Genomic DNA, 24,828 nt, shown 5'->3' with positions numbered 1-24,828 from the left:
TCCAAGCAGATCGGTGATACTCTCTCATCCCACGTGGATGAGGGGGTTGACGTGCCTGTTCCTGTCGGGACCTACTACCGGATCTCTGAGGACATGGTGGGGGACGCCAAGGGCGTGAAGCGGCAGCGAGAAGACTGCCTGAACCTCGCCCGGCTCCGCCGCTGGGACCCAGTCCAGTACGAGGACAACGACCTGTCGGCCTACAAGCCCACTGTCGTGCGCCCCGACTTTGAGCAGATGCTGAAGGATCTCGATGCCGGGATCATCAAGGGCATTGTCGTCTATGACCTGGACCGCTTCACCCGCCAACCGCGGGAGCTGGAGCGCACCATCGAGATCTACGACCGGCACCCCGGGCTGATCTTCGCCAGCCTTCAGGGCGACATCAACCTCATGACCTCCGACGGGCGCACCATGGCCCGCGTCTTGGTCGCCTTCGCCAACAAGGCCAGCGCCGACACGGCGCGGCGCGTCAAGCGCAAGCAGGAGGAACTTGCCGTCACTGAGGTCAAGCTCGTCCACGGCGGCCGTGTCCCGTACGGCTGGATGCCGGACGGGGAGACCGCCGACCCGGAGGCCAAGAAGGAAATCCTCAAGGCCCACGAGCGCATCATGGCCGGCGACCGAATCCACGAGATCCGGGATGACTGGCTGGCCCGGGACGTGATCCCCAGGTCCCGAAGCGGCAAGCGCTTCGGGAAGGACGGGGGCCTGCAACACTCCACTGTTACGCGCGTACTGACCAATCCGGCTCTCGCCGGGATCAAGGTCTACCGCGGGGAGGTGCTCCGAGAGGAGCACGGCAGCCTCATCAAGGGCTCCTGGGAGGCCATCTGCACACCTGAGAGGCTGGAGGAGGTCACGGCGGAACTGGAGGGGCGCACGCCCCCCCGCAACCCGAACGTGACCCCTTACCTGCTCTCGGGCATCGCCCGGTGCGGCAAGTGCACCGGGCCCATGCGGGGCCAGTACCGCAAGGACCGCAAGGGCAACCGCGTCCCCGCCTACTGCTGCCATCAAGAGAAGGGCGGCTGCGGCGGCATCAGCCGCAAGGCCGAGCCGATCGACGAGCTGATCATCAGCCTCGTCCTGGCGGACGAGGAGCGGGTGAAGTCCAAGGTCACCACCAAGGCCCCCACCTGGGAAGGCGAGGCGGAACTAGCCGAAGTCCAGGGCGAGATCAGAGAACTGATCCAGGCCAAGAACGACAAGAAGATCAGTGTCTCTACGCTCATCCAGCTCATGCCTGACCTGGAGACCAAGCGTGACCGGCTTCTGGCCGAGCAGCGCCGGGCCAGAGCAGCCCGGCGTACAGCTGAGGTCATTTCCACAGCCAGCCGGGACGCCTTCGATGCTCTGCCCACCATCGAGCGTCAGCGTGCACGCATCCTGCAGAGCATCCAGGCTGTGATCATCCATCCAGCCGGGAAGGGAGCGGGACCCAAGTTCAACCCGGACTTGATTGAACCCATCTGGGCCTGAGCCCAGAACACACCAAGAGCCCTCGGGAACTCCCCGGGGGCTCTTTGCATGCCCGGAGGGGGCCATGACCAGCAAAGACGTCAGTATCGGACGCCATCCGGCGGAGGCGGGAGTCCGTCCCCCGACGGAGGAGGAGCGGATCTTGGGCCAGATCGAGCGGGGCGAGGTCATCGCCGGCCCCGAGGGGGCCCGCAGGATCGCCGCCATCCACCAGGCCGCTTACGGGGCGGTCTGGGATGAGTGAGCCGGACTGGAAGGCCGATCTCCGGTCGATCGTGGACTTCTGGGTGGGGGGCGACTCCTTCCTGAAGGCAAGCGCCCTCAGCGACCTCATGCCCCACATCGAAGCCGCGTACAAGCGTGGCCTGGAGGCGGGCCGGAGCCGGGACGGCAGCCGCCTGGTGCAAGAGAACGAGCGGTTGCGCCGTGAACTGGAGCTGGCGCACCAGAGCAAGAGAAGAGAAGCGATATGTCCATCGTGCCTGTCTGCCCTGGATGCGGCCGGGTCTACCCCTGCGTCTGCGGATGACGGGAGGAGCGGATGAGATGGCGAGCGTTGGCGTTCTCCCTTGGCATGGGCCTGGGCGTCCTGATCGGGACCCTGTGGAGATAGAGCCGCTGTACGACCCCGAGCGGCGTTGGCAGGACCGCGGCAGCTGCCGGTGGGCAGACCCGGAGATCTTCTTCGCGGGAGGTCCGCAGCAGGTCAGCAAGCGCCCCGCGAAGACGGTTCTTGCCATATGGGCCGAGGCCAAGGAGGTCTGCCAGAAGTGCCCCGTGCTGCAGGAGTGCAGGCGGGACACCTTGGGCGAGGAGTTCGGCGTCTGGGGCGGGCTGGACCAGTGGGATCGCTTCCTTCTGCGCAGGAAGCTGCCGAAGCAGGCCATGCGCTGGCCGGCTGAGAAGCGCTTGGCCTGGGGCCAGATCCTGGCCGAGTGCCGCGATGGCGGGATGCTCTGGAAGGACATCACCCGCCAGACGGGCATCACTCTCAATCTCGGCGAAGAGCTGGAGAGCGAGTGGCGGGCTCACCACGAGGCCCTGCAGAAGCAGGCCGCGGCCAAGGTCGTGGACCTGCCCCTGCCCGAGTTGGACGACAGGCAGCCGGGCTTCCCGGACCAGCCCGGCCGGGCTCATGCCTGGGTCCGCCACAACGGGCGGATCTCTGACGGCTGGTACCGGGGCCAGACCGATGACGGGGCCTGGTTCTTCATCACCACGTACTCCGGCCGCGGCAACGTCAACAAGTGGTTCCGGGCTGAGGACGTGCGGCTGTACCAGCCGCAAGCGGTCGTGATCCTGACCTACGAGAGGAGGCCCGACCATGCCGGAGACTCCGCAGCCTAGGGCGCCCGTGCACATCTCCCACAGCGCCAGAGAGACGCTCACGCGCTGCGCGAAGAGCTACTTCCTTAAGTACCTCGCCAAAGCTCCCAAGCGGCCCGCCCTGTGGCTTGCTGGAGGCTCCGCCGTGCACCAGGTGACGGAGGTCTACGACCTCAACGTCATGGCTGGCGGCGAAAAGCTGAACGTCAAGGCCGCCTGGGACACCTGCTTCGACTTCCAGCTTTTCGAGGCTCGCGAGCGCGAGCCCAACGAGAACATCTGGGCCAAGTCCAGCGCTGAGCCCATCGAGGTCTGGCGGACCATGGGCCTGGGCTTCGTCCGGTCATACATCGACTGGCGCGAGCGCTCCCCCTGGGAGATCTGGACCACACCCGACGGCGAACCCGCCATCGAGCTGGACGTCTCCGGACGCCTGCCTGGCTGCCCGGTGGAGATCAAGGCGTACCTGGACCGGGTCTTCTGGGACCCGGTCTTCAAGAAGCACTGGATCGTCGACCTCAAGAGCGGCAAGAAGCCGCCCAAGAACGCGGACCAGTTCGGCACGTACTCCGCCCTGCTCAAGGTCAAGTACGGCTTGGACGTGGACATGGGCGTGCCCTTCATGAACCGCAAGGGCACGGTCGGTAAGCCCTTCGACCTGACCGAGTACACGCCCGAGTTCGTGGGCGAGATCTTCGGCAAGGCGTGGGAGGACGTCCAGGGCTACCTGAAGTCGGGCCAGTGGCCCGCGGACCTCTCGGACTGCTTCCTGTGCGACGTGAAGGCCGCCTGCGCGGTCATTGGCGGACCTCTGGCCCCGCAGTACGACCCGGCGAGTCCGGGCCATCCATCCAACACCCCCTCTTACTGAGGAGAGGCATGCATTTCCTGTTCATCGTCGGCTTCGCCCTGATGGCGGTCGGCTTCCTTCTGCTGTGGTCCGATCGCACCCTTCGCATCTCCGTGCCGGTCTCGGCACTGGGTGCCGCCGTCCACGGCGTCCAGTACGCCCGTGAGGGCACCTGGGGCTGGGCCGTGCCCGTGGGGGCCATGGCGGTCCTTGTGGCCGTCACGTGGGTGTACAAGCTGCGCCAGGAGAACTGATGGACCCCACCGCATTGCTGGGGCCTCTGGCCCTGGCATCCATGGCGCTCGGCTACATGGCCGGGCGCCTTTCTCTTGTCTCCATGGCGCTGCTCTCGTCCGAGAAGGACGAGGAGTACGTCCCGCTGGACGACCCGCGGCGAGACCCGGGCTGGTGCCACACGCACGACATGCACCGGGACGACGAGGACGAGTGACCAACTGTGACTGCGGCACCTGCTGCGACGCGTGCGGCCATTACCCGGGCTGCATCCGCTTCGAGGTGCCCGAGGAGGACGATGCCGATCCTTAGCCTCTGCACGGGCTATGGGGGGCTGGACATGGCCGTTGAGGCCCTGACTGGTGACAAGGTCGCTTACGTCGCGGACAACGACGAAGCGGCCTCTCTTTTGCTCGCGCACCACTACCCCGAGGCGCCGAATCTCGGCGACATCGAGACGTACGACTTCACGCAGCTGTACGGCCTGGTCGACAAGGTCGTGGCCGGCTTCAGCTGTCAGGACATCAGCAACGCCGGCGGAAGAGAGGGCATCAATGGAAGTCGGTCCAAGGTCTGGAAGGACGTCTGCCGGGCCATACGCGATATTCGACCTGAGTACGCGTTCCTGGAGAACGTCGGGGCGATCAGGTCGCGGGGCCTCAACGTCGTCGCTGAAGACCTGGCCAGCGTCGGGTATGACCTCTGGTGGACGACTCTTCGAGCTTCCGACGTGGGAGCCGCCCATATCCGGCTCCGATGGTTCGGCATCGGTGTTCCCCACGCCGACCGCCAATCCCTGGCGGTCGGGCGCCTCGAACCTGCACGGGGTCAACTCCAGGCCGCTGAACGAGGTGGTCTTGCTGCTGAAGACGCCCACGGCGCAACTGGGCCGCAACGGCTCAGCGCAGCACCCGGACAAGCGTCGCGGGGGGGGGCATGGCCCAACCCTCGACGATGAGGTCTCCTTCCTTCTTCCCCACGCCGACAGCGGCGGACGGGACGGGGGGCCCGGGGACGAGCCCGAGCCGAAAGGGGGGCATGAACCTCCGGACAGCCGTTACTCGCCTACCGAATGGTGGGGCGAGTACCTGCCCGCCATCCGGAGATGGGAACGCCTGATAGGCGTACCGGCTCCGGCCCCGACGGAGCTGGGACCACGTGGGGGCCGTCGACTGACGGCCTCTTTTGCTGAGTGGCTGATGGGCATCCCCGGTCATGTCACGGACGTGCCGGGCCTGACCCGCGCTCAGCAGCTCCACAAGATCGGCAACGGCGCCATGCCTCAGCAGGCGTACGTGGCCTATGACCACCTGCTTCACCAGATCCACGCACTCCGTTCGACCGAGAAAGAGGCAGCATGACGGACACCATGCCCGAGCAGACCACCGACGAGCAGGACTGGACCGGGCCGGAGACGGACGCCACCTACCCCGAGTTCCCCCAGAACCCGCACAACCACCGCTACACGATCTCCATCGACGGCCGCGGCCCGATGCTCGTGGTCCGCGCCAACACCGCGGCCGAGATCACGGCAGCGTCCGAGGAGCTGGAGAACGCTGAGGTCGGTGCGGCCATAGGCCGCGCCTGGGCCGCCTTCAAGGCCGGTGCGGCTCTGGGCAACGGCCTGGGCGCCACGCCTGTGGGCGCTTCCCCGGCCCCCGGGGCCGCTCAGCAGGTCGCCGCGGGGTACCCGACCCCGGCGCCGGTTCCGCCAGCCATGCCGGGCGTCCCGGGCCAGGCCCCCGCGGCCTGGCAGAACGCCGGGGCCCCGACGCCTCCGGCTCCGCCGGCCCAGGCGCAGACCCCGCCGGAGTACGCGCAGTCCGGCTGGTACCGCCTGAACGTGCCCTTCAAGCAGAAGGGCGTGTTCGACGGCATCACGGCTCAGTACCAGATGAGGAAGGGTCGCCCGTCCGAGGGCGGGCAGTTCTCCTTCAACAAGGCGGACAAGTCCTGGTACGTGGACCCGCGGTACGCGGGCGCCTTCGACCAGTTCCAGCCCGTGCCTGCGTAATTGGTGCATTGCCCCTCCATCTCCCTGGGCGTCACACTGGGCGTTCCAGGGAGGGGAGAGGGACATGGCATCACGATCAAGGAAATACACGACACGCGAGGCGGACCCTACGGGCCGCTTCCGTCCGCCCATGACCAAGGAGCAGGAGCAGCGCGCAGCGGAGCTTCTGAAGGCCATCTCAGGGCCTTCCCCGGCTGAGCGCTACCGCTCGCCGGACAGCAAGCACGGGCTGCGCATGCCGCCCGCCTTTTCAGCGAGCGCCGTCCTGGTCTTCTTCGGAATCATGCTGTTCCTCTGGCTCGACAGGATCACGATGTAGATGCTCACGCTTTCGCGTTCTGTGACGCGGGCGGCCAGTGGCAAAGAGCCACTGCCGCCCGCTTTTGCGTCCTGGGTCAGCCAGGGAATCAAGTTCCGCCGGTCCAGCGTCAGCATGCTAGCCGGGGTACCCGGCTCCCATAAGACCCGGATCATGCTCAACGCCGTTGTGAACATGGGCGTCTCGACGCTCGCGTTCTCGACGGACAGCGATCAAGACACGGTCAGCTCCAGGCTTCTGGCCAAGGCAACGAACACGCCCACCGCGGTCACGGAGGAGTGGCTGAGGACGGAACCGGAGAAGTGCGCGCGACTGCTCGCGCAGTACGACTTCCTTCGCTGGGATTTCCGCCCGGACCCGAGCCTGGATGACATCTGGCACGGCCTGTACGCCTACCACGAGGCCGAAGGCCGGTACCCAGACCAGACGGTCATCGACATCGCCTCGGACGTCGGTCACGACACCGGGGATGAATGGGGGTCCCTCCGGGACCTCATGCGCCAGGCGAAGGTCATCGCCCGTGAGACGGGCACACACCTGCTGCTCGTACACCATGCCTCTGACAGCGAGCGCACCAAGAGGCCCTGTCCCAGGCGCTCGGACATCCACGGCAAGGTGGCCGCGATTCCCGAGCTGATCGTTACGTGCGGCACGACCAACACGGGCGACCTGCATGTGGCGTGCGTGAAGAACCGGCACGCCAAGGCGGACGCCGACGCCAGCAATCACTTCCCGATGCATCTGGACGCCGCAACGTCGCTGGTCGGGGACTACATCGAGCGGCCCCACGCCCCCGCGTACGGGGGCTGGGGCCAAGACCAGCACGAATACGCAGAACGAGAGGAGGGCTGGTGATGAACTGGCTTACCCGGCACTGGTGGTCCATGTGGTGGCCCGTCCGCATCGTCGAATGCCCGGACGGAGAGCCCGTGGTGATCGAGGTATGGCAGCGGCACTGCCGCCTGTGCAGGGCCCTGGATGAAGCAGAGGTGGTGTTGTCGTGCGCGTCATCGTGACCGGTTCCAGGGCCTTGAAGGACGAGGCCGCCGTCTATGACGCCCTCTGGGGCGTCTACCAGGAGCACGGGCCCTTCCAGCTCGTGCACGGCGCCTGCTCCACCGGAGCGGACTTCTACGCCGAACTGTGGCACCGGATCGCCGGTCGCGGACTCGGTTGCACCGAGGAGAAGTTCCCCGCGGCCTGGTCCACCCGCGGCAGAGCCGCGGGGCCTGAACGCAATGAACGGATGATCGAGGCCGGGGCCGATTTGGTCCTGGCCTTTCCCTTGCCCGAAGGCTCGGGCACGCAGATGACGATGCGCCTGGCCCGTGAGGCCGGCATAGAGGTCAGGGAGTACGGCCATGGATGAGATCAGGTGGGAAGAGCCACCGCGGGTTCACAGCTACCCCGGGGGCGGCAGGGGCAGGCATGCCGAGATCGCCGCTCAGCTCAAGGAGCGGCCTGGCGAGTGGGCGAAGGTCCTCACCTTCGCGAGCTCCGAGACGGCTCGCAGTATGGCCTATTCCATTCGATATGCGGCCAGGCTGGCCGCATATCGGCCCGCAGGAGCCTTCGAGGCCGTCTCCCGCAAGGTCGACGGCGAGACCTGTGTGTACGCCCGCTACGTGGGCGAGGGGGGCTCATGAGCGACAACCATACGGGCTTGCCCCACGACCTGCCCCGCAGGTTCGCCAGGGCCCGGGTCTACAAGCAGGGTCGTTACTGGACCTGGGAGCACCGCTGTTCCGACAGACCGGTATCGACCCCGGTCGTCGGGTATCCCGAGATGACGCAGCCCACGGCCCTGAAACGGGCCCTGTTCCACCTGACGTGGTGCGCATGAGCACCTACACCGCCCTGTGCGTGGGCGGCCCCAAGGATGGCCAGTGGCTAACCGTCGACCGCCGCACTTTCGAGGTGGCCGAGCTGCCGAAGATCGAGTTCACCACCGCCATGACGGACGCGGTGATTGAGCCGTTCGTTCGACACGTGTACCACGTGGATAACTTCGTGGCGTTCGGGTTCGGCGTCTGGATCGCCGTCTGCGAGCGGCAGTTTACGGGCTCCACGGAGCGCAACAGGGCCATCTTGCGCGCCATTCTGCAGCGCGACGTGGCAGCCCAGATGGGGGTCCTGTGAGCAAGAGCAAGGCCAGAGGCACCGACACAGAGACCAAGGTCGTCCGCTACCTGCTCTCCGAGGGCTTCTACAAGGCCGAACGCCGCGCCCTGAAGGGCAAGGAGGACCAGGGCGACGTCACCGGCATCGAGGGCGTCTGCATCGAGGTCAAGGGCGACCGCTCCAACAAGGTCTCTGCCTGGAAGGCACAGACCGTCAAGGAGGCCGGGCACGCCGGAGTCGGCATGTACCTTCTGGTCGTCCGCGTGGACTACAAGCCGGTAGAGCGCTGGGAAGTGCACGTCCCCTGGAACCTCCTGGGTAGCGACGGGATGCGCTTCGGCGGGGACCTGGAGGACTGGCAATGGGTGCGTATGGATCTCCGACTCGCGGTCGACCTGCTGAAGGCCCAGGGCTACAGCTGATCCCCATCTCGCCCGTCCTCGCCCATTACGGCGTCGACCTGAACGAGGGGCGCTGGGGCAATGAGCTGGTCTGCTGCCCCGTGCACGGCGAGCGCCGTGCGTCCATGTCCGTCAACACCGAGAAGGGCGTAGCCCACTGCTTCGCATGCGGCTTCGGAGGAGGCGCACTGAAGCTGATACAAGCAATGGAGGGCTGCGACCGTGCAGACGCTCAGCGCAGAGCAGAGGAGATTCTTCGAGCTGGCGGCTTCGACGTACCAAGCCGATCTGGCGGCCGATACCAACGCCCTGGCGTATCTGGCGAGTCGGGGGTTCAGTCCGGAGGCCGCCGCTATGTGCCGCCAGGGCGTCGTTCGGAGACCGCTGGCCGGTCATGAGCAATACCGCGGCCGGATGGTCCTGACGTACCAGACCCCGGCCGGCGTGGTGAACCTCCGCTTCAGGTGCATCGACGAACGATGCGTGAAGAACGAGCAGGGCCAGTACCTACATACCGTCGGCCTGGCCGAGCAGCACGAGGGGCACCCGAAGTACCTGTCCAGCGAGGGCGCCGGAGGCAACCTGTACGGCGTCCTGGACCTCAAGAAGGACTCGCCCTTCATCTGCGTGACCGAGGGCGAGATAGACCGGGACACGCTGTCCGTCCTGGCCGGTCTGCCGGCCGTGGGCGTGCCCGGCGTCGACACCTGGCAGAAGCACTTCTCGCGCTGCCTTGAGGACTTCGAGGTCATCTACGCCTTCGGCGACGGCGACAAGGCCGGAGGCAAGTTCTCCAACTTCCTGGCCCGGGAGACCCGGGCCCGTCCCATCCGCATGCCTGCGGGCGAGGACTGCAATTCGATCTACGTGAAGGAGGGGGCCGGTGGCCTCCGAAGACTCATCGAGTGACTGCCACCCCGGCAGGGATGGCGAGCACTGCCCCGAGCACGACCCGTGCTGCTACTGCGAGAAGCCGAACCCAGGGCCTGAGTGCCAGCACCCCGACAACGACCCGTGCGACCGCTGCCTGATGCCCAAGTCGTATTACATCCCGTGCGGCTGCGGGCACGTTCAGGGCGAGCACCGCACCTTCATGGAGGGCGGCTGCACGAACTGTCGGTGCAAGAGCTTCGCCCTGCCTCCCGCAGAGCCGCCCCTGACACCCGAGGAGGAAGAGGAGCTGCCCGAGGACGGGGAGGACACGGCGCAGTATCACGTGGTCGACGGTACGAAGTACCTCTGCCACGAGGGTGACCACTACTGCCCCAAGCCGCCCCAGCCCGAGCGGCGTCCGCCGCTGGCCGTGGACTACTCGGCCGGAGGCCACCCGTACCAGGTGCTGGTCCCCGGGGACGCCACGGTCTGGGCCGTGGATGGCGCCCTTGTCATACGCCACCACGGCTTCCCGGTTCTCGGGATCACCGCCACCACCCCCTTCCGACAGGAGGCCAGAAATGGCTAAGTACCGCGTGCCACTGAACGGCTACGCCTATGCCACGGTCGTGGTGGAGACGGACGAGACGGACCCCGAAGCAATCGTTGAGCTTGCCTACGAGGAGACCCCGACCGACGTCTGTGGGCACTGCAGCGGATGGGGGCAGACGTGGTCTCTCGAAATCGGAGACGAATGGAGGGCGTCCCGCAAGGAAGACGGCACCCCGGAGTTCTACGAGGAGAGCGCCTGATGCTGAAGCTGAAGCCGACCACCAAGGCCGCCAGGTTCGTCTACGACGATGGCGCCATGACCGTCTCCTGGCTCGTCAGCGCCTCTCTAGAGGGCGATGAGCTGGTGGACATGCTGCGGCGCATCGTGGGCTTCTACGACGCCCAGGCGGGTCCCCCGCCCCTCCCACAGCGCATCCCTGGCATAGCTCTGGGCATGGCCCAGGAGGCGCACCCGCGCATGGTCCAGGTCACGGAAGAGGAGGGCATGGCCCTCAAGGCGTCTGGCGCAACCAACGTGACCAACGGCTGGGCGACCACCGCAGGGGTCGTGCCTCCGGCGCCGGAGATCCCCGCGGACCGTCAGGGCGAGTGGGAACTGATCCCGCCGGGGGAGGGGGAATGAAGCTCGGAGACGTTCCCCCGCCGTCCTGGCGGACTCGGATCGGGAACGCCCTCTACGAGGGCGCCAAGTGGCCACCGGACCAAGTCAGCTACTTCCTGGACCAGCTCTTGACGGAGCATGCCCACGAGCTGGCGGAGAAGATCCGCAACTCGGAGGAGTTGCGGGACCTGACCGACGACCACATGAGCGACTGCAATGCCGCCGCTGACCTGATCGACCCGGAGGTGTCTGACAATGGCGGATGACGCTCCCGAGAGCCCTAAGCCCGGTAAGCGCATCGTGGTGCGCGTCGATGTTGGCATGGCCCGCGATTTGGCCGTGCTCATGGCGGGCGGAGCCAACGTGTCTGACGCTGTCAGACGAGCTGTCCGGCGGGATGCCGACAATCAGCGCAAGCGCTGGCAGACGCCAGACAGGAAGGCGGCCAATGGCTGACAAGGAGTTCTTCTACGTCCCCGGCGTGGGGCAGTTCCCGAACGAGGAGACGGCCAACGATGCGGCCGAGAGGCACGCGGCCAAAGCGGACGAAGAAGTCGAGGTCTGCCGCTGCACGGAGACCGTCATACGCCGCTACCGGCGCAATATCACCGTGATCGCCGAAGACGTCACGCCGGCGTGAGACGATAGGCAAGCGCCCCGGACCCGGACTCATCACCCGGACCTCTCCCCGGGGCGCACCCCCAATGCTCCTGGTGCGCAGCGCCAGGCCGTAAGGCCTCGGAAACGTGGTCCACCAGGAAAAAGGAAGCCCCCTCCTTCGGGAGGGGGCCCTTTTTTTGTGCCCGCGCGAAGAGGGTTGCGCGGAGCACTGCTACCACTCCAGAGACTACCCGTCCCCTGTGACAGTCGTGTCACAGAGTGTCTGTGTCTTCACGCTTCGCCAACGCCTTCAGCACACCATCTTCTATCCGCTTGTCCAGTACACCGTTGGTCTGCTCCTGGATCTGGCCCAGCACCTGGTCCTGCTTACCCAGGTGCGTCATCAGGAAGGCGGCCCCGAGGACGGGGCCGATCAGCGTGACGAACTCCGCGGTTGCCTTGCTGAATATCGACAGCACCACGTACCCCGCCACCGACGTGACGAAGATGCCCAGCTGCAAGATCTTGTTGTTCATTCAGTCCTCCCTTAGGGACGGGGGCCGCAGGCGGTCCAGTGCCTGGGCCGTTGGTTTGTCGAGCACTCCCGTCACGGGGAGGTTGAAGAGCTTCTGTACGCCTCTCAGAGCGCTCTTCGTGGCGTCGTCCATGACGCCGGTCTCATCCACGCTCAGCGCCCGCTGAGCGGTCCTCACGGCGTCCCTCTCGCCCTCATTGGCAGGGGAGATGATGACGCGGGTCGGAGGCCACATCAGTGGCCGCCACAGGGCCAGTGCCAGGTGCCGCCGCGCTTCTTCTCGGCGTGGTGCACGACGGGGATGAACTCCTGCGAGCCGTCGGCCGCGAAGCACTGAACGGCGACAGTCACGGGCTGACCCAAAGGCTCCTGCACATCCACCACCAACGCCGCATGGCAGCGGCTCTGGCCTTCGTGCCACAGGTGGACGGAGTCCCCGACGTCCGGGTCTCGCTCCGCCTTGTCCGACGCCTGCCGGCGTGCGTAGGAGATGAAGGGCGCCGGGTCGTACAGGTCGTCCTTGTCGTGCTGGATGAGTTCGTATTCCACGTCTGTCCTTATGCGGTGATCACGTCGGCGATGGTGCGCAGCTCCACCCAGAGCACGCCGCCGTAGTTGGACTTGTTGGAGCCCGGCTGGGCGCCCTGCTCAAAGCGGTAGTCGTCGATGACGACGAGCCAGCTCGTGTCGTTCTTCAGGTCTTGGAACATGACCGCATCGCCCCGGGCAAAGACCTGCTCGAACGCTTCGAGCCTGGCGAGCGTGCGGCCTTCGAAGCCCACGGTCTGACCAGAGCGGGTCTGCTCCTTGTCGAAGCACAGCAGCGGGATCGTGAAGATTCGCTGCCGTACGGCCCCTGGCATGGCTTTCAGCTGCCAGGCGTTGACCTCTCCGCCCTTGGTGGTGTCCGTGGTGGAGCGGGCCAGGGACAGCTTCAGCTGAACCCATTCGGTCGCCGCGGAGGGTGCGGCCATGACGACGTTCTCTATGGTCGCGGTGCCGCCCTGGGACACCGTGAGGATGGAGGTGTCCGCCCCGCCCGGGTCGATGACGGAGACGCCCACAGAGCCCCATAGGGGGCTCGGGGTCTTGACCGTGACGAACTTGAAGATCTTCGGCTCGATGGTGTTGTACCGGACCCGGCCCGTCTTGAGGTAGCCGGACGCTTCCAGCGTCGTGGCGCTCTCCAGGTAGGAGCCCTGGCCGACCACGGCCAGGACCATGCGGTCGCTGTTCCCGAAGTTGGTCACGCCCGTGACCTCGCCGGCCTGCTTGGACTGCAGGTCCGTGGCGTACGCGAAGCGCACAGAGGGGGAGACGTCCCCGGACTGCAGCGGCTGGCCCAGGTCCACCCGGTACAGCCCGCTCTTGGCCTCGATGGCGTTCGTTGCCGCGACGAAGAAGAACCGGTCATAGGCCGCCACGGCCTTGACGCCCGAGGCGTTCTCGATGAGCAGGGGCCCGTACTGGATGTCGCCGTTATCGTCGATCTGCCCGACCCTGAAGCCCCTGTTGGTGCCCAGGCCCACGAACGTACCCAGGTACGTCGTCATGGCGTGCACGATCTCACCGCGCGGCAGCTGTGCCGCGAGGACGCCGCCCGAGGAGAGCACCGGTACGGCGCCTGTCGTGTCCAGGCCGAACTTGTAGATCGCGCCCTCGGAGCCGGCGTAGCCGGAGGCGTAGATGGCGTTGGTGCCTTCAGCGAAGTCCGTGAAGGTGAAGTTCGCATTCAGGTGCGTGAAGCGCAGGTTCTTCGCCGGGGTGTTGTCGCACTCATAGACCTTGTTGTCCAGGGCCAGCATCAGGCGGCCCTTCACCCAGCGGCATACGACAGCGGTCGTGCCCGTGGTCACGAACGCAGCGCCTGCGCCGTTGCCGGCGCCCTTGTAGACGTTGACGTTGTCCGCGGCGAAGTAGTTCGTGCCGTCGCTCGTCAGGCTCCTGATCACGTTGGCCCCGCCCCACGTAATCGTGGTGATGGCGGAGCCTGTGTCGCTCTTCAGCACGTTGTTGACGGCCGACCAGTAGCGGTCGGTGCCGTCGTTCCAGCCCACGACGTGGTGGACGTTGGCGGTGCCGTCGGCGATGCGCAGGGAGGTCTCCCGCAGCAGCGTGAGCCTGCCGTTCACCCACGGGTTCACGCCCACGCCTTCGGCGTAGCGGATGGCGAACTGGTTGTCATTGGAGGGGTCCTGGTACAGCAGGCCCTGCCCGCCGATGAAGGTGCTCTGCGAGCGCAGCCACCAGGAGGCCAGCGACTGTTCCCCAGGGATCAGCTGCTGGTCTGACTGGTCCTTCTTGATCGGGGCCCCGGCCCGGGTCATCTTCCGCTCGTCGTTGATGGCGGAGAGCCACGGCATGCCGCCCAGGGCGAAGTGGTACTGCACGCCATCCAGAGCGAAGGAGGACGCGGCAGTGGCCGTTCGCCCTGAGAGGGGGAACGGTATTCGGCTGACGATGTCGGCCATGCCTGCCCCCTACTCGATGACGGCGAACCAGTTGAAAGTGGTGGTCGAATTCGTGTCGCGCCAGCAGTTGATCTGGAATCCGGTGGTCGTTTCGCTCTGGACTGCCCAGCGGATATTGGAGTTGTTCAGGTCGGCCGAAGCGCTGCTTGCCGTAACGATTACGTTCGGCACGGACGGCATCGCCGAGGAGAACGTGACGGCCACGCTCGTCTGGCCTGGAGTGCCGCCAGGGGCGGGAGTGGTGGCCTGACCTGTGCGAAGGTTGGCGGCGCTGACCTTGCCCGTGATGGCCGCAGCCCCGCCCACGGTCAGGTTGCCGTTCGCGATGAAGTTGTCGTCCGTCTTGAGGGTGTCAGCCGCCGAACGGTACAGGTTGGTGTCCTGGATCGCGCTGCCCGGACCCCACCACATCTGTCCATCCGCTCTGGCGAACCAGCGGGCGTTTGCGTCGCCCGACACGCGCGACTCGTACTGGCTGTCCGAGGCTGCGGCCCTGGTACCTCGCACCAGGTTGGCAGGCTTCAGCTCGCCAACGATCGCCAGGGCGTCGTCGGTCTTCAGCTCGTTGGCGGCATCGCGGTACAGGTTGGTGTCCGCAGTGCCAGACCCGGAGGACCACAAGAGCTGGCCGTCCGCCCGGATGGCCAGGCGGTTGTTGCTGTCTCCGCTCACCGTGGTCCGTAGCGCGACGTCGGTACCCACCGTCTTCAGGAACAGCGGCGCAGACGTACTGAAAGTCGGCCCGCCCGTGAAGAGCGGGGCACCGCTGAAGGTGGGGTTGCCCGAGAGGGTCAGGTTCCCCGAGAGGGTTGGCGAGCCCGTGAAGGTGCCCGACAGGGCCCCGCCGTTGACCGTCGGGTTCGTCAAGGTCTTGTTGGTGAGCGTCTGCGTGGAGGTGGCGCCCACCAGGGCGCCGGTAACCCCGTGCACGTCCGCGGTGGCAGCCTCGTGCGTGCGGAAGTCGGTGAGGTCCACCGAGTTGACCACGTGGCGTACGACGGCACCCAGGCTGTGGCTCTGGGCGCTGGTGGAGCCGAAGCCCCGCTCCACGGTGAGAGCGGTTCCCGCCGCGGCGGTGACCTTCACCAGCTCCTCCGTCGCCGCGCCGTAGTCCACGGCCAGGATGTACGGGAAAGAGCCCGGGAAGCCAGTGGTGGCGCCCACGGTCATGGACGTGGCGCCGGCCGAGATCGACCCTGACAGAGTCGTCTGTATGGCCGTGTTGGAGTAGAAGAAGGCGTTGGGCATCAGGACCCCTGGAACGTGGCGTAGTTGGGCAGCTCTGCGAACATCAGCGCTCGCTCCTCCTCCAGACGCTCCGCATACAGCGAGGCGTACATGCTGACCACCTTGGTTGCGGAAGTCTGGGCTACGAGCGGGGCTCGCTCCGTGGCTTCCACGGACTGCTGCTGCAGCCGTGCGGACTCCAGCGCCGGGGCAAGCCGCTTGCAGGCGGCCCAGACCACCAGGTCCGAGATGCGGTCGGCGAAGCCGGTGACGGTAGCGAAGTCGTCGGCGTTGGCGCCCAGAGTCGCCGGAGCCTTGGCGTAGACGATGCGTACGGCCTGGCCCGGAGTGACCGCGTCGAAGAGCTGAATGGACTTGCCCGAGGCGAAGTCCGCGGTCCTGGCCCGGGGGTTGTAACGCCAGTTGGGCATGGGCTGGGCGACCTTGGACGGCCCGACAGTGCGGGCCGTGACGTACCAGATGTCCTTGCAGTCGCTCGGAAGCTCGTATTCGGCCTGTGCCGAGTTGTAGGTGATCTCAGTCGTCGCGAAGACGACCAGATGCGGGTACAGGGCCGTGATGGCGTCGTTAATGGCCTCTTTGATCCGCGCCCGGGGGAAGGCGGGGTTGGAGGTCACCAGGGCGTTCGTGGCGTGGCTGGCGGCCGTGGTGCCCTCGTAGCCGCGGCCGTTGGTCAGACCCATGACAGAGACGACGCCCGACTGGACGTCGTACGCCTTGACCAAGATCAGCTCATCGTCGATCTCCACCAGACCCCGGGACAGATTCGTCACGGTGCCCGTGTCACATGTGAAGGTGGTTGCCGAAGCGGTCATGGCCCCCGACAGCTCGCTGACGGACTCCTGGCTCATCGTGAAGCCCAGCAGCTGCTGGCGCACGCGCTTAACGAGCTGATCGAAGGTCGGCATGTCAGACTGCCTCCGCTCCCGCAGGCATCGGAGTCGCCTTGTTGAAGTCCTTGCCGTACGCGGCCCCTGCCGCGTCCGAGGCCTTCAGGGCGGCCGTGATCTGGTTGAGCTTGGTTCCATCGGGCTGGACGCCCTGCTTGCGCGCCTGGCGATACAGCTCCAGCTCGGAGTCCCACCGCTTCTGGGCGGTGGCGTCCCCGCCACCGATCCCGCAGTACGCAACCTTGAGGTTCGCGGCACGCGCACAGGCGCCCCAGGAGGCGTGGTCCTGCGTCGGGCAACCACTCCGGCACATCAGTGCCTCCCCCGCTCCTGCATGCCCTCAGAGCGCGTCTGAAGGCCCTGCGTGGTGCGGTCCAGGATCGGCTTCTCGTCCTGGTTGGTCAGCGTCTTGTTGCCGCCGTCGCCCTTCGGGCACTTGCTGTCGTGCGCCATCACGCACCCCTCCTACGGGAAGCCTTCTTGGCCGCTACAGCCTTACTGGCCACGTTCTTGGCCCAGGGCGGCGCACCGGCCGCCCCGCCCCTGGTGCCCGGGGAGCCGGGCGCCTTGGGTGCAGCGCCCTTCTTGACGGGCGCCGGAAGCGTGGCCTTCTTGCCGGGCGTCACCGGCAACGCCTTCTTCTTGGCGGGAGCGGGCAGGGTCGTCTTCTTGGCCGGCGCCCTCTTCGAGGCCGCCGCCGGCAGGGTCGTCTTCCGTGCTGCCATTTCTGTCTCCTGTGGACTAGCTGACGAGGTTGTTGCCGGGGTTGGTTGTGCCGCCCGCCCAGTCGGTGGCCGGGGTGCCAGGCAGAGAGAGCGCAGTTCCGCCCGGCCAGCTGCTCCCCGACAGGTCGTTACCGATGACCATGCCGCCCGTGGCGGATGCGGTGACCTCGATGCCCAAGGCGCTCACGCCGTTGCGCAGGACGGTGTTGGCCGTGATGCGGGGGCGTAGCGAGGTCGACGTGGCGCGGATTCCGCTACTGGTCACGCCCCACACCCGGTTCCCCGTGGCGGATATGTCGCTGCCACCCGCGATGAGAATCCCGTGGCTGCTCCCACCCTGGACGAAGTTGCCGCTGGCGTGCCCTCCGGTGCAGGTATCCACGCCGATTGCGGTCCCGCCCGCGGAGACCGTCTTGTTCCCGGTGACGAGGGGGGCCACGCAGCTGATGACGTAGATGCCGGAGGTGCCGGGGCTGATTGCCTGGTTGCTGGCTACGGTCGGGTTGGATGCCTGCGAGACGAAGATCCCGGTGGCGGTGCCACCGGTCACGGTGTTGTCGGCGATGTGGACGCCGGTGGGCTGAGCGGCACTGAAGCCGGAGACGCGAATGGCGTTCGCGGAAGCGCTCGCCGGGCCGGCGACGACGTTGCCCTGAACGGTCACGTACTGGCAGGGCATGTTGTACCCGGCCACCGCAGGATCGGGGCCGGTGATCATGATGCCCGTAAGGCCCGTACCGGAGATGACGTTGTCCGCGATGACGGCGTTCTTCCAGGCGTAGGCCCGGACGCCCTCCTGGGCGGTGCCCTCGATGCGGTTGCCCAGCACCTGGATACCGTCGGCCCAGGCGCCATTGACGCTGGTGTGAGAGCCCACGGCGCGGCCGAAGGCCGGCAGGCGGGTGCCCGCGCCGAATGAGCAGCCCTGGACCAGGATGTTCTTGCAGGGCGTGTTGTCGTTCGCCCCCACGATGCCGGAGTCCGTGATGGCCCAGTCGATCTGGATCGCCTCGGACCAGGGCCGGCTGGCGTCGCCAGTGTTGTCGCGGAACCCCTCGAAGCGGCAGTTGAGGATTCGTACAGTGTCGCAGGCGTTCACGTCCATGGCGTGGGCCGATGACACGTTGGTGACCTTTGCGTCCCGCACCGTGATGTTGCGGGCGTGGCCGAACGTGAAGACGTTCACCGTGTTGGTGACCGTGCCGGTAACGCCATCCGAGGCGTTGCCGTCCCAGGTGCCCCCAGCAATCGTGATGTTGCTGGGGCCGTTGTAGACGGTGAAGGACTCCGCTGAACCGAAGTTCCGAAGAATGCCCTTGTTGCCGATCGCCTTGACGGTAGCGCCGTAGGCCCATACGACCGTGTTGTCTTTGGGCACCAGGTAGTCGGTCACGCAGTAGGTGCGCCCGGCCGACAGGAAGACTGTGCCGCCGCCGGCATTCGTGGCCGCATTGAGTGCGGCCTGAATCGCCGCGGTGTCATCACTGGCGCCATTGCCTACCGCGCCGTAGGTGAGGACGTTGAAGACCTCGGCGCTCAGGTTGGTGGTGATCTGAGACTGCAGGTCATCCAGGGCCGCGTTGAGCGCCGTGTCCCAGCCGTGCTGGCCTCGTGTCGGCTTGGTGACCATGTCATTCTCCGTAAGCGCCGAAGCCGTAGCCGCCCCCGCCGTACCCGTTCTCGGGGACAGCGAAGTTGGACTCTGTTACGCCGATGCCGGCCGCGAGCAGCGCGGCCTTGGTGGTGTCGTCCACCTCGTACTCGTGGCCGCCCATGTACATGGCGGGGGCCGACGCTGCGATCTCGTCCTGGGTAGGAAAGCGGGCCGTCCTGTACGTGCCAGGCGGCCCTTCGAGGATCGAAATCCCCCGAGCCAGCTTGACCCGGTAGAACAGCGGGTTTTCCCAGGACGCCGGCCCCTCATCAACCGTGGGGGGCCGGAACGTCCAGGTAGCCATCAGCTGGCGTTGATGGTGGAGGTCGTCTCGGCGCGGATCAGCGCCTCTTCGCGGTATCGGGCCCAGCCGGCCACCCCGTACCAGCCGAGAGGCCGGAAGCGAGCCAGCTTGTCGACGATGGGACCGGCGACGATGTGGAACTCGTCGGCCACGGCCTCCGCCAGGGCCTGCTGGCCCGCGTAGTACGTGCGGAACCGGCGGACCGTGTTGTCACCGGTACCGGCGTCCACGGCGTTGTAGCACCGGGGCGACTCGATGTAGAACGCGCCCTCGTAGGCGCCGATCTCACCGGCCCAGATGTTCCCGGCGGCCGAGTAGTTGTGCGGGTCACGCCAGGCAGCCGCGCCGGTCTCGGCGCGCAGGTCGTGGGAGACCTCCGGGTGGATGGCACACCAGTACAGCGAGCCCTTGCGGGGCACGGCCTTGTTGGCCCGCAGCTTGGCCGTAGCCAGGCGCGCAATGGCGCTGTTGAAGCTGTCCGTGGCCGCCATCGTGGTACCGACCGGAGTGGTTGCGGTGCCGTTGGTGACGTAGGAGACCGTACCGGCCTTGCGCTGGATGACGTTGGTGCCCGAACGCAGCACGGTCTGCACGATCGTGTCCACCGAGTCCGCGGCGTTGAACGCCACAATGTTGGCAATCGCCGGGTCCACGTCGGTCAGCGAGTACAGGAACAGCTTCCGGGTGCGCAGCACCGGGTTGCCGTACTCGTTGAGTGTGATCGTGACCGTGGTCGGGTTGCCGACGGCAACCGAGTCCGGGTCGGTGGTCTCGGTCAGCGCCGTGGTGGCGGTCGCCAGATCCTGGTACCGCTCAAGGACGATGGACCCGCCGGGGGCGGTCGCATCGACGGGCCGCTTGTCGGCGACGGCGCGGAACATCGGCTGAGAGCGCAGTGCGAACTCAAAGGTCTTGTCGTACGCGGTCTGTACCGCGTTGGACATGGCTGAAGTGTCGGTGTAGGCGTTGGCCATGGCCTCTCACCCCCTCCTGGGGTGCCGTAGGGACGGGAGAGGTCAGGAAGGCATTCCCCAGTCGTAGGGGTTGCCGTGCGACTGCATCAGCTGGGCGAACTGTTCGGGCGTCTGTGCGGCCCTGAGGGCCGCTGCCAGTTCGGCTTCCGTGCCCTGCGGGGCGGCTACGCCCTGCGTGCCCTGCTCCTGCATGCGCTGCATCTGCTCCTGACCGTCAGCCGGAACGGTGGAAGTCGGCGGACCCTGGGGGGCCTGCTCGCCCGGCTGCTCGCCCTCGGGGGAGAGCTTGGCCAGGGCGCCGCCGTTGGCGGTCAGCCATTCGTCCAGCTGGTTCGGGTCGCCGCTGAACAGGCCGGCGGCCTGCGGTGCGTAACCCTTCGCCTTGAGTGCGTCTTCGACCTGGCCACGCTTCTGAGCTGCCTTCAGGCGGTCGTTCTCCGCCTTCAGCTCCTGTACCTGTCCCGAGAGCTTGGCCAGTCCTTCGCGGAACCACTTGGGCCCCTGCTGGCTCTCTGTCTCGCCCAGGTCCGGCATTGCGCCGGTCTCGTCGTAGCCGAAGCTGTACTCACTCACTGCGCACTCCCGTTCGTCTACGCGGCCTGCTACGCCTCCGGGGGAAGGCTTCGCGCTCCGCTACCGGCCTTATCCGAGGACGGGGCCGGTCGGTCCGTCGGTGCACGACTGTAAACCCAGCTAGCAGAAAAGTGCTATCACCTTCCCTTTCCGGGGCAGCACAAAGCCCCCGGGGAGAGGTCCGGGGGCTGAGGCAATCCGCCGCTGTGCGGCAACGCCCCTCCATCACCAGCCGGGCGTGACTCCGGCCTAGTCGGGGCGGCGCACGCCCTGGCTCCAGGATGCCGGTTAGGCGTGCTACGTCTGAGAATAGCCCGCGTTCAGGCCCTGGATGGAGGAACCGCGGGAGCCTGCGAACTGGGCCCGCTCCTGGGACTTCAGGCGCTTGCCCTTCTCTGAGGCGGATTCCTTGCCGCCAGTGGTGGCGCCAGGCGTGAATAGCTCTTGCTCCGCCTCGCGTTGGGTCCACGTGGTGCCGTAGCGGCCCGCGATGCCCAACATGGACTCAAAGCCCTCAGAGATCTGCGCGTAGGCCTGTTCGGCCTGGTCGGCCGTGATCCCGAGCGTGGCGTAGCTCTCCAGGTCCAGGACGTTGGCGCCGAAGCCCCGGCGGATGGCAGCGGCGCCGATTGCCCCGGCAGCTGCCTGCTTCTTCAAGATCGGCTCAGCGCGCTTGCGGTCCAGGAAGTACGCCGTCAGGTCGCTCTCGTTGATGCCGTACATCTGCCACAGGGCTTGCTTGTACTGCGGGTTGGCCTGGCCGGTAGCGGCCACGGCCATGTCGACACGACCCTTGATCTCGGTCGGGCTGACGTCGTCAGCTATCCACCGCGTGAAGTCCGCGGGGTTGTCGTAGAAGCCCTTCGGCAGCCCAGCAGAGCTGAGCACCTGCCGGTATGCGGCCTCCGTGGCCAGGTAGTCGGCCGGATTGAGCACCGCCAGGCCCGCCTTCGCGCGGGCCTCGTTGCCTGCGAAGCGGGTCTTGTACTCCTTGGTGTCCTGCAGAAGCAGGCCGATGGTGTCGGCCCCGTACCCCTGCTTCACGTAGTCGTAGATCTTGCCCGCGAGGCTCCCCAGGCCGTACTGGCCGAACAGGGATTTGAGCGCCAGGAAGGCGTCCCGGTTCTCACCGCTGAGTAGCTTGTCGTACTCGCCGCCGGTCTCGTAGACCTTGTTCTGGGCGGCGTCCAGCTTGGTCTGGGTGGCTGCGCGCCCCTTCTCAAGCCTGGCAATCTGCGCTTCGTACCACTTGACCTTCGTCCGGTCCTTGCCCGCCGCCTTCATCTTCTTCTTGTATGACGCAATGGCGGCATTCTGCGTCCTGAGGCTGCTCTGCTGCTTGGCAAGGTCTGACTTCGCCTTGGTGAGGGCAGCTTGGTCGACCTGCCCCGGGGCGGGCAGGTCCAGCTCATCCTGGAACTCGTCGGGAACTGTCTGCTCGACAGGCGTCGTCATAAGTTACTCCTCAGTACGCGAGGCCGAAGTCCTTCGCCACCTGGCGAGCGACACTCATCATCGACTCCCTGGCGTTGTTGGTCTTGCGCCACAACGGGTCAGCCCTGACTGCGTTCTCGAACTCCCACAGCGGCATCTGCGTGCCCGCAGCTGTCCCGCTGGCAGGCTTCGAGGTCATCGCCTTGGCGACGTGCTTGTCGAACAGATCCACGTCCGTCTCGGGCAGCTCCAGGAGCGTGGACAGGCTCTTGATGTACGGGGCGGCCAGGTCCATGACGTTCTGGCCGGCCAGGATCTGGTCCTTGTAGGCGCCGTATCGCGCTGCAGCCTGCGCGCGGATCTTCGCCTCTTCCGTCTCCAGCGTGGTCTTGCCGGAGACCACGGCCACGGCGTTCTTCTTGTACCAGTCCTGGCTGTACTTCATGCCGTTGAGATACGCCAGCTCATGGAACTTGTCGAAGGCCTCGCCGGCCTCGCCCCACATGATGCCGTCGTGCAGGGTGGCCTTGGTGCCAAGCCAGTCCTTGATCCGCTCATCGCTCCAGCCCAGGGCGAGCGAGTTGTAGATGGCCGACTTCAGCAGCTTCGAGGACTTGCCGCTCTTGATCTGGCTGCCCAGGCCGACGGCCACGGCCAGCTGGTTGACCTTGTACTGGGCCTGGGCCCACTTCTGCTTGTGGGTCGCGGGGTCGGTGAACTTGGTGGTGATGTACTTGCGCAGGCTCGAAGACTGCGTCTTCCACCACTTGCTGTTCTTCAGCTTCGCCTGGAACTTGGCGGCCGACCAGCCGCCGCTTACGGCCTGGTTGAACAGGCTCTTCAACTCCTTGGAGGAGTTGATCAGGGCGGATGAGAGGCCGTACTGCTCGGCAAGCTCGTCCTTGTCCAGCGCCACCTTGACCGGGCCTCCGCTCGTGTATCCGCCACCACCCGTGCTCTGGCCCGAGTAGCTGCCCGCCCTGGCCATCACGCTGTTGACGTACTTGTAGACGGGCGGGTTGCCGTAGGTCTTGTTCGGATTGGACTGGCCCGAGTACCACATGGCCGCCGCCCCGCGGGCGCCGTACTTCTTGTAGTAGCCGCCCAGCACGCCGCGAACCACGGCGTCCTGTGCCGCCTTGTTGTTCAGGAACTGCTGCGGCGTGAGCCGCTTGCCGTAGTACTTCGCCGTCCAGGGGCCGACGTTCGGCGCGAGCACCTGGTAGCGGCCATACGCACGCCCGTAGGGCGTGGGCGGCCCCACGGCGCTGTAGTTGCCGCCGGACTCCTGCTGAGTCAGCGACCACAAGAACGCTTCGAATCCCGGATCGGCCATTTAGAACCCCAAGCCCATGTCAGCCAGTACCTGGCGCCCGATGTTCATCGTCCGCTCCGCCGTGCCCGGCGTGCGGCGCCAGGACGGGTCATTGCGAACCGTCTGCGTGAAGGTCGCGAGGTCCATCGGCTCAGGCTGACCCTGCGCGTTCGTCCGGTTCAGCGCTGCCTTGATCTTCGGAGAGAAGGCGTTGACGTCCGTCGCGGGAAGGCCCAGCTCCTGGGCCATCACCTGCACGTACGGCTGCGCCAGGTCCTGAAGCGCGGCGCCCGCCTTGATCTGCTCGGCGAAGGCCGGGTACAGCCCGGCCGCTTGCTCACGGATGCTCGCCTGGATCTTCTCCATGGTCGTCAGCCCGCGCACGATGTACTGCGCGTTGTTCAACACGCTCTGCTCGGTGACGCTGACGCCGTTCTTGTACGCCTCTTCCTTGATGGCCTTGGCCGCCTGGCCGGCAAGGCCGCCCAGCGTCTCGTTCTCCCCGAACTTGATGTACTGGCCCAGGAAGTTCGTCACCTGGGCCTCCTGCCACCCGAAGTGGACCATGTTCTTCGCCAGCTGGTCGACGTTCTTGTCCGAGAGGATCGCGCCGGACTTCACGGCCATCTGGCGGGCCGCCACGCGGGCGGCCTCCATCTGGGCCTTGTAGGTGGCCGGGTCGGTCTTGGAGAGCAGCTGCGCTTGGCGGGCGGTGGAGCTGTTCTGCTTCCACCACTTGGAGTTCTTGACTTCAGCATTGAACTTGTCCGCGGTCCACTGCTCCGCCACGGCGCCCTTCAGGAGCTTCATCAGCTCCGGCTGGGACTTGAAGAAGGCGTACGACATGCCGTAGGTCTCCGCCAGCTCGTGCGCGTCGAGCCGTGGGGCGACCTCCAGGGCCTCACCGCCGCCGGATGTGGCAGAGGCCGAGACGCCGGAGACCCGGCGTCCGCCCATCCACCGGTCCATGTAGTACCCCTCCGCGAGGGAGGAGACCTTGACGCCCTGGCCGGGGCGGGGGGCGTGGATGAACTTGCCGCCGCCCATGTAGATGCCCACGTGGTCAGGCCCCGACCGCTTGCGGTCGGTGTCGAAGAAGACCAGGTCACCGGGGCGCAGCTTGTTGGGCTGTACGGAGGCGCCCACGTTGATCTGGTTGTAAGTGACCCGGGGCAGGTTGATGCCGTGCTGTGCGAAGACGTAGGAGACCAGCCCCGAGCAGTCGAAGCCGCTCGGGCTGGAGCCGCCCCAGACGTACTGCACGCCCAGGTACTTGCGTGCCAGGTTGACGATGTCTTCTCCGCGCGCCAT

39 protein-coding genes and 1 pseudogene are annotated in these 24,828 nt (G+C 66.6%); 23 read left to right on the top strand and 17 right to left on the bottom strand.

All coding sequences use genetic code 11. The annotated features are described in order from the left end of the window. The first annotated feature begins 51 nt into the window (after window positions 1-51). The 9 genes from H1D24_RS38420 (at window position 52) to H1D24_RS38380 (ending at window position 5,906) form a co-directional block, all read left to right on the top strand. A complete protein-coding gene (locus tag H1D24_RS38420; protein WP_181662388.1) occupies window positions 52-1,482 on the top strand; it encodes a recombinase family protein in 1,431 nt (476 codons plus the stop codon). Window positions 1,483-1,546: 64 nt separating this feature from the next. Continuing rightward, complete coding sequence (locus tag H1D24_RS38415; RefSeq protein WP_181662387.1) at window positions 1,547-1,726, top strand: hypothetical protein; 180 nt, start codon at window positions 1,547-1,549, stop codon at window positions 1,724-1,726. Between the two features lie 359 nt (window positions 1,727-2,085). Next, entirely contained in the window at window positions 2,086-2,829 is a 744-nt protein-coding gene (locus H1D24_RS43270; protein WP_309484604.1) for a WhiB family transcriptional regulator, read from the top strand. Further along, the gene (locus H1D24_RS38405) at window positions 2,807-3,679 is read left to right on the top strand and encodes a RecB family exonuclease (protein ID WP_181662386.1); all 873 of its coding nucleotides are present in this window, start codon (window positions 2,807-2,809) and stop codon (window positions 3,677-3,679) included. Before H1D24_RS43270 ends, H1D24_RS38405 begins: the two co-directional genes overlap by 23 nt. An 8-nt stretch (window positions 3,680-3,687) precedes the next feature. Beyond that, window positions 3,688-3,912, top strand: coding sequence for a hypothetical protein (locus H1D24_RS38400; protein WP_181662385.1), 225 nt, complete (start codon window positions 3,688-3,690; stop codon window positions 3,910-3,912). Then, window positions 3,912-4,109, top strand: a complete 198-nt coding sequence (locus H1D24_RS38395; RefSeq protein ID WP_181662384.1) for a hypothetical protein — start codon at window positions 3,912-3,914, stop codon at window positions 4,107-4,109. Before H1D24_RS38400 ends, H1D24_RS38395 begins: the two co-directional genes overlap by 1 nt. 81 nt (window positions 4,110-4,190) lie before the next feature. Then, a complete protein-coding gene (locus tag H1D24_RS38390) occupies window positions 4,191-4,850 on the top strand; it encodes a DNA cytosine methyltransferase (protein WP_181662383.1) in 660 nt (219 codons plus the stop codon). A gap of 241 nt (window positions 4,851-5,091) precedes the next feature. Beyond that, window positions 5,092-5,253 (top strand): hypothetical protein, encoded by a 162-nt coding sequence (locus H1D24_RS43265; RefSeq protein ID WP_181662382.1) that lies wholly within the window; start codon window positions 5,092-5,094, stop codon window positions 5,251-5,253. Next, the gene (locus tag H1D24_RS38380) at window positions 5,250-5,906 is read left to right on the top strand and encodes a hypothetical protein (RefSeq protein ID WP_181662381.1); all 657 of its coding nucleotides are present in this window, start codon (window positions 5,250-5,252) and stop codon (window positions 5,904-5,906) included. The genes H1D24_RS43265 and H1D24_RS38380 overlap by 4 nt, the downstream gene beginning before the upstream one ends. Window positions 5,907-6,107: 201 nt before the next feature. On the opposite strand, the gene H1D24_RS38375 is transcribed toward H1D24_RS38380, so the two are convergent. After that, entirely contained in the window at window positions 6,108-6,341 is a 234-nt protein-coding gene (locus H1D24_RS38375) for a hypothetical protein (RefSeq protein ID WP_181662389.1), read from the bottom strand. Window positions 6,342-6,378: 37 nt separating this feature from the next. Here H1D24_RS38375 and H1D24_RS38370 point away from each other — a divergent pair, with 37 nt between their 5' ends. The 14 genes and pseudogenes from H1D24_RS38370 to H1D24_RS38305 all read left to right on the top strand — a co-directional run bounded on the left by H1D24_RS38370 (window position 6,379) and on the right by H1D24_RS38305 (window position 11,434). Beyond that, window positions 6,379-7,080, top strand: a complete 702-nt coding sequence (locus H1D24_RS38370) for a P-loop NTPase family protein (protein WP_374064607.1) — start codon at window positions 6,379-6,381, stop codon at window positions 7,078-7,080. Beyond that, window positions 7,080-7,241, top strand: coding sequence for a hypothetical protein (locus H1D24_RS38365; protein ID WP_181662379.1), 162 nt, complete (start codon window positions 7,080-7,082; stop codon window positions 7,239-7,241). Before H1D24_RS38370 ends, H1D24_RS38365 begins: the two co-directional genes overlap by 1 nt. Further along, window positions 7,226-7,594 (top strand): SLOG family protein, encoded by a 369-nt coding sequence (locus H1D24_RS38360; protein ID WP_181662378.1) that lies wholly within the window; start codon window positions 7,226-7,228, stop codon window positions 7,592-7,594. The genes H1D24_RS38365 and H1D24_RS38360 overlap by 16 nt, the downstream gene beginning before the upstream one ends. Beyond that, on the top strand, window positions 7,587-7,871 hold the full coding sequence (locus tag H1D24_RS38355; RefSeq protein WP_181662377.1) for a hypothetical protein: 285 nt from the start codon (window positions 7,587-7,589) through the stop codon (window positions 7,869-7,871). Before H1D24_RS38360 ends, H1D24_RS38355 begins: the two co-directional genes overlap by 8 nt. A gap of 193 nt (window positions 7,872-8,064) precedes the next feature. Next, the gene (locus H1D24_RS38350) at window positions 8,065-8,364 is read left to right on the top strand and encodes a hypothetical protein (protein ID WP_181662376.1); all 300 of its coding nucleotides are present in this window, start codon (window positions 8,065-8,067) and stop codon (window positions 8,362-8,364) included. Then, window positions 8,361-8,768 carry a hypothetical protein gene (locus H1D24_RS38345; protein WP_181662375.1) on the top strand — a complete coding sequence of 136 codons (408 nt, stop codon included), beginning with the start codon at window positions 8,361-8,363 and terminating at the stop codon, window positions 8,766-8,768. Before H1D24_RS38350 ends, H1D24_RS38345 begins: the two co-directional genes overlap by 4 nt. Beyond that, window positions 8,708-8,929: pseudogene (locus H1D24_RS44315) on the top strand (CHC2 zinc finger domain-containing protein); the annotation flags it as partial. The gene H1D24_RS38345 and the pseudogene H1D24_RS44315, both read left to right, overlap by 61 nt. A gap of 40 nt (window positions 8,930-8,969) precedes the next feature. Continuing rightward, window positions 8,970-9,656 (top strand): toprim domain-containing protein, encoded by a 687-nt coding sequence (locus H1D24_RS38335; RefSeq protein WP_258564661.1) that lies wholly within the window; start codon window positions 8,970-8,972, stop codon window positions 9,654-9,656. Continuing rightward, on the top strand, window positions 9,631-10,209 hold the full coding sequence (locus H1D24_RS38330) for a hypothetical protein (protein WP_181662372.1): 579 nt from the start codon (window positions 9,631-9,633) through the stop codon (window positions 10,207-10,209). The genes H1D24_RS38335 and H1D24_RS38330 overlap by 26 nt, the downstream gene beginning before the upstream one ends. Continuing rightward, window positions 10,202-10,432: a hypothetical protein gene (locus H1D24_RS38325; RefSeq protein WP_181662371.1), complete on the top strand. Its 231-nt coding sequence runs from the start codon at window positions 10,202-10,204 to the stop codon at window positions 10,430-10,432. Before H1D24_RS38330 ends, H1D24_RS38325 begins: the two co-directional genes overlap by 8 nt. Further along, window positions 10,432-10,815 carry a hypothetical protein gene (locus H1D24_RS38320; RefSeq protein ID WP_181662370.1) on the top strand — a complete coding sequence of 128 codons (384 nt, stop codon included), beginning with the start codon at window positions 10,432-10,434 and terminating at the stop codon, window positions 10,813-10,815. The genes H1D24_RS38325 and H1D24_RS38320 overlap by 1 nt, the downstream gene beginning before the upstream one ends. Next, window positions 10,812-11,060, top strand: coding sequence for a hypothetical protein (locus tag H1D24_RS38315; protein ID WP_181662369.1), 249 nt, complete (start codon window positions 10,812-10,814; stop codon window positions 11,058-11,060). Before H1D24_RS38320 ends, H1D24_RS38315 begins: the two co-directional genes overlap by 4 nt. After that, entirely contained in the window at window positions 11,050-11,250 is a 201-nt protein-coding gene (locus H1D24_RS38310) for a hypothetical protein (RefSeq protein ID WP_181662368.1), read from the top strand. Before H1D24_RS38315 ends, H1D24_RS38310 begins: the two co-directional genes overlap by 11 nt. Continuing rightward, entirely contained in the window at window positions 11,243-11,434 is a 192-nt protein-coding gene (locus H1D24_RS38305; protein ID WP_181662367.1) for a hypothetical protein, read from the top strand. The genes H1D24_RS38310 and H1D24_RS38305 overlap by 8 nt, the downstream gene beginning before the upstream one ends. A gap of 232 nt (window positions 11,435-11,666) precedes the next feature. On the opposite strand, the gene H1D24_RS38300 is transcribed toward H1D24_RS38305, so the two are convergent. From H1D24_RS38300 to H1D24_RS38225, 16 genes are all read right to left on the bottom strand, one after another. After that, window positions 11,667-11,930, bottom strand: a complete 264-nt coding sequence (locus H1D24_RS38300) for a hypothetical protein (RefSeq protein WP_181662366.1) — start codon at window positions 11,928-11,930, stop codon at window positions 11,667-11,669. After that, the gene (locus H1D24_RS38295; RefSeq protein ID WP_181662365.1) at window positions 11,931-12,107 is read right to left on the bottom strand and encodes a peptidoglycan-binding domain-containing protein; all 177 of its coding nucleotides are present in this window, start codon (window positions 12,105-12,107) and stop codon (window positions 11,931-11,933) included. It abuts the gene before it with no gap. 56 nt (window positions 12,108-12,163) lie between these two features. Further along, complete coding sequence (locus H1D24_RS38290; protein WP_181662364.1) at window positions 12,164-12,478, bottom strand: hypothetical protein; 315 nt, start codon at window positions 12,476-12,478, stop codon at window positions 12,164-12,166. Window positions 12,479-12,486: 8 nt separating this feature from the next. Continuing rightward, window positions 12,487-14,400: a hypothetical protein gene (locus H1D24_RS38285; protein WP_181662363.1), complete on the bottom strand. Its 1,914-nt coding sequence runs from the start codon at window positions 14,398-14,400 to the stop codon at window positions 12,487-12,489. Between the two features lie 9 nt (window positions 14,401-14,409). After that, a complete protein-coding gene (locus H1D24_RS38280; RefSeq protein WP_181662362.1) occupies window positions 14,410-15,648 on the bottom strand; it encodes an H-type lectin domain-containing protein in 1,239 nt (412 codons plus the stop codon). Next, window positions 15,648-16,556, bottom strand: a complete 909-nt coding sequence (locus H1D24_RS38275; RefSeq protein WP_181662361.1) for a phage adaptor protein — start codon at window positions 16,554-16,556, stop codon at window positions 15,648-15,650. The genes H1D24_RS38280 and H1D24_RS38275 overlap by 1 nt, the downstream gene beginning before the upstream one ends. A 1-nt stretch (window position 16,557) precedes the next feature. Further along, window positions 16,558-16,851, bottom strand: coding sequence for a hypothetical protein (locus H1D24_RS38270; protein ID WP_181662360.1), 294 nt, complete (start codon window positions 16,849-16,851; stop codon window positions 16,558-16,560). Next, a complete protein-coding gene (locus H1D24_RS38265) occupies window positions 16,851-16,991 on the bottom strand; it encodes a hypothetical protein (RefSeq protein ID WP_181662359.1) in 141 nt (46 codons plus the stop codon). The genes H1D24_RS38270 and H1D24_RS38265 overlap by 1 nt, the downstream gene beginning before the upstream one ends. Further along, window positions 16,991-17,263 (bottom strand): hypothetical protein, encoded by a 273-nt coding sequence (locus tag H1D24_RS38260; RefSeq protein ID WP_181662358.1) that lies wholly within the window; start codon window positions 17,261-17,263, stop codon window positions 16,991-16,993. Before H1D24_RS38260 ends, H1D24_RS38265 begins: the two co-directional genes overlap by 1 nt. 16 nt (window positions 17,264-17,279) lie before the next feature. Then, on the bottom strand, window positions 17,280-18,893 hold the full coding sequence (locus H1D24_RS38255) for a right-handed parallel beta-helix repeat-containing protein (RefSeq protein ID WP_181662357.1): 1,614 nt from the start codon (window positions 18,891-18,893) through the stop codon (window positions 17,280-17,282). A gap of 1 nt (window position 18,894) precedes the next feature. After that, window positions 18,895-19,221: a hypothetical protein gene (locus H1D24_RS38250; RefSeq protein WP_181662356.1), complete on the bottom strand. Its 327-nt coding sequence runs from the start codon at window positions 19,219-19,221 to the stop codon at window positions 18,895-18,897. Further along, window positions 19,221-20,195, bottom strand: coding sequence for a N4-gp56 family major capsid protein (locus H1D24_RS38245; RefSeq protein WP_258564659.1), 975 nt, complete (start codon window positions 20,193-20,195; stop codon window positions 19,221-19,223). The genes H1D24_RS38250 and H1D24_RS38245 overlap by 1 nt, the downstream gene beginning before the upstream one ends. 42 nt (window positions 20,196-20,237) lie before the next feature. Further along, a complete protein-coding gene (locus H1D24_RS38240; protein ID WP_181662354.1) occupies window positions 20,238-20,768 on the bottom strand; it encodes a hypothetical protein in 531 nt (176 codons plus the stop codon). A 297-nt stretch (window positions 20,769-21,065) separates the two neighbouring features. Next, window positions 21,066-22,223: a hypothetical protein gene (locus H1D24_RS38235; protein WP_181662353.1), complete on the bottom strand. Its 1,158-nt coding sequence runs from the start codon at window positions 22,221-22,223 to the stop codon at window positions 21,066-21,068. Between the two features lie 10 nt (window positions 22,224-22,233). Beyond that, window positions 22,234-23,538, bottom strand: coding sequence for a hypothetical protein (locus H1D24_RS38230; protein ID WP_181662352.1), 1,305 nt, complete (start codon window positions 23,536-23,538; stop codon window positions 22,234-22,236). Next, window positions 23,539-24,828, bottom strand: coding sequence for a C40 family peptidase (locus H1D24_RS38225; RefSeq protein ID WP_181662351.1), 1,290 nt, complete (start codon window positions 24,826-24,828; stop codon window positions 23,539-23,541).

This window comes from Streptomyces himalayensis subsp. himalayensis (assembly GCF_013778455.1).
In the GTDB taxonomy this organism is placed as follows: domain Bacteria; phylum Actinomycetota; class Actinomycetes; order Streptomycetales; family Streptomycetaceae; genus Streptomyces; species Streptomyces himalayensis.
The sequence above is the reverse complement of the archived record's forward strand: the minus strand, read 5'-3'. Positions and strand labels throughout refer to the sequence as shown.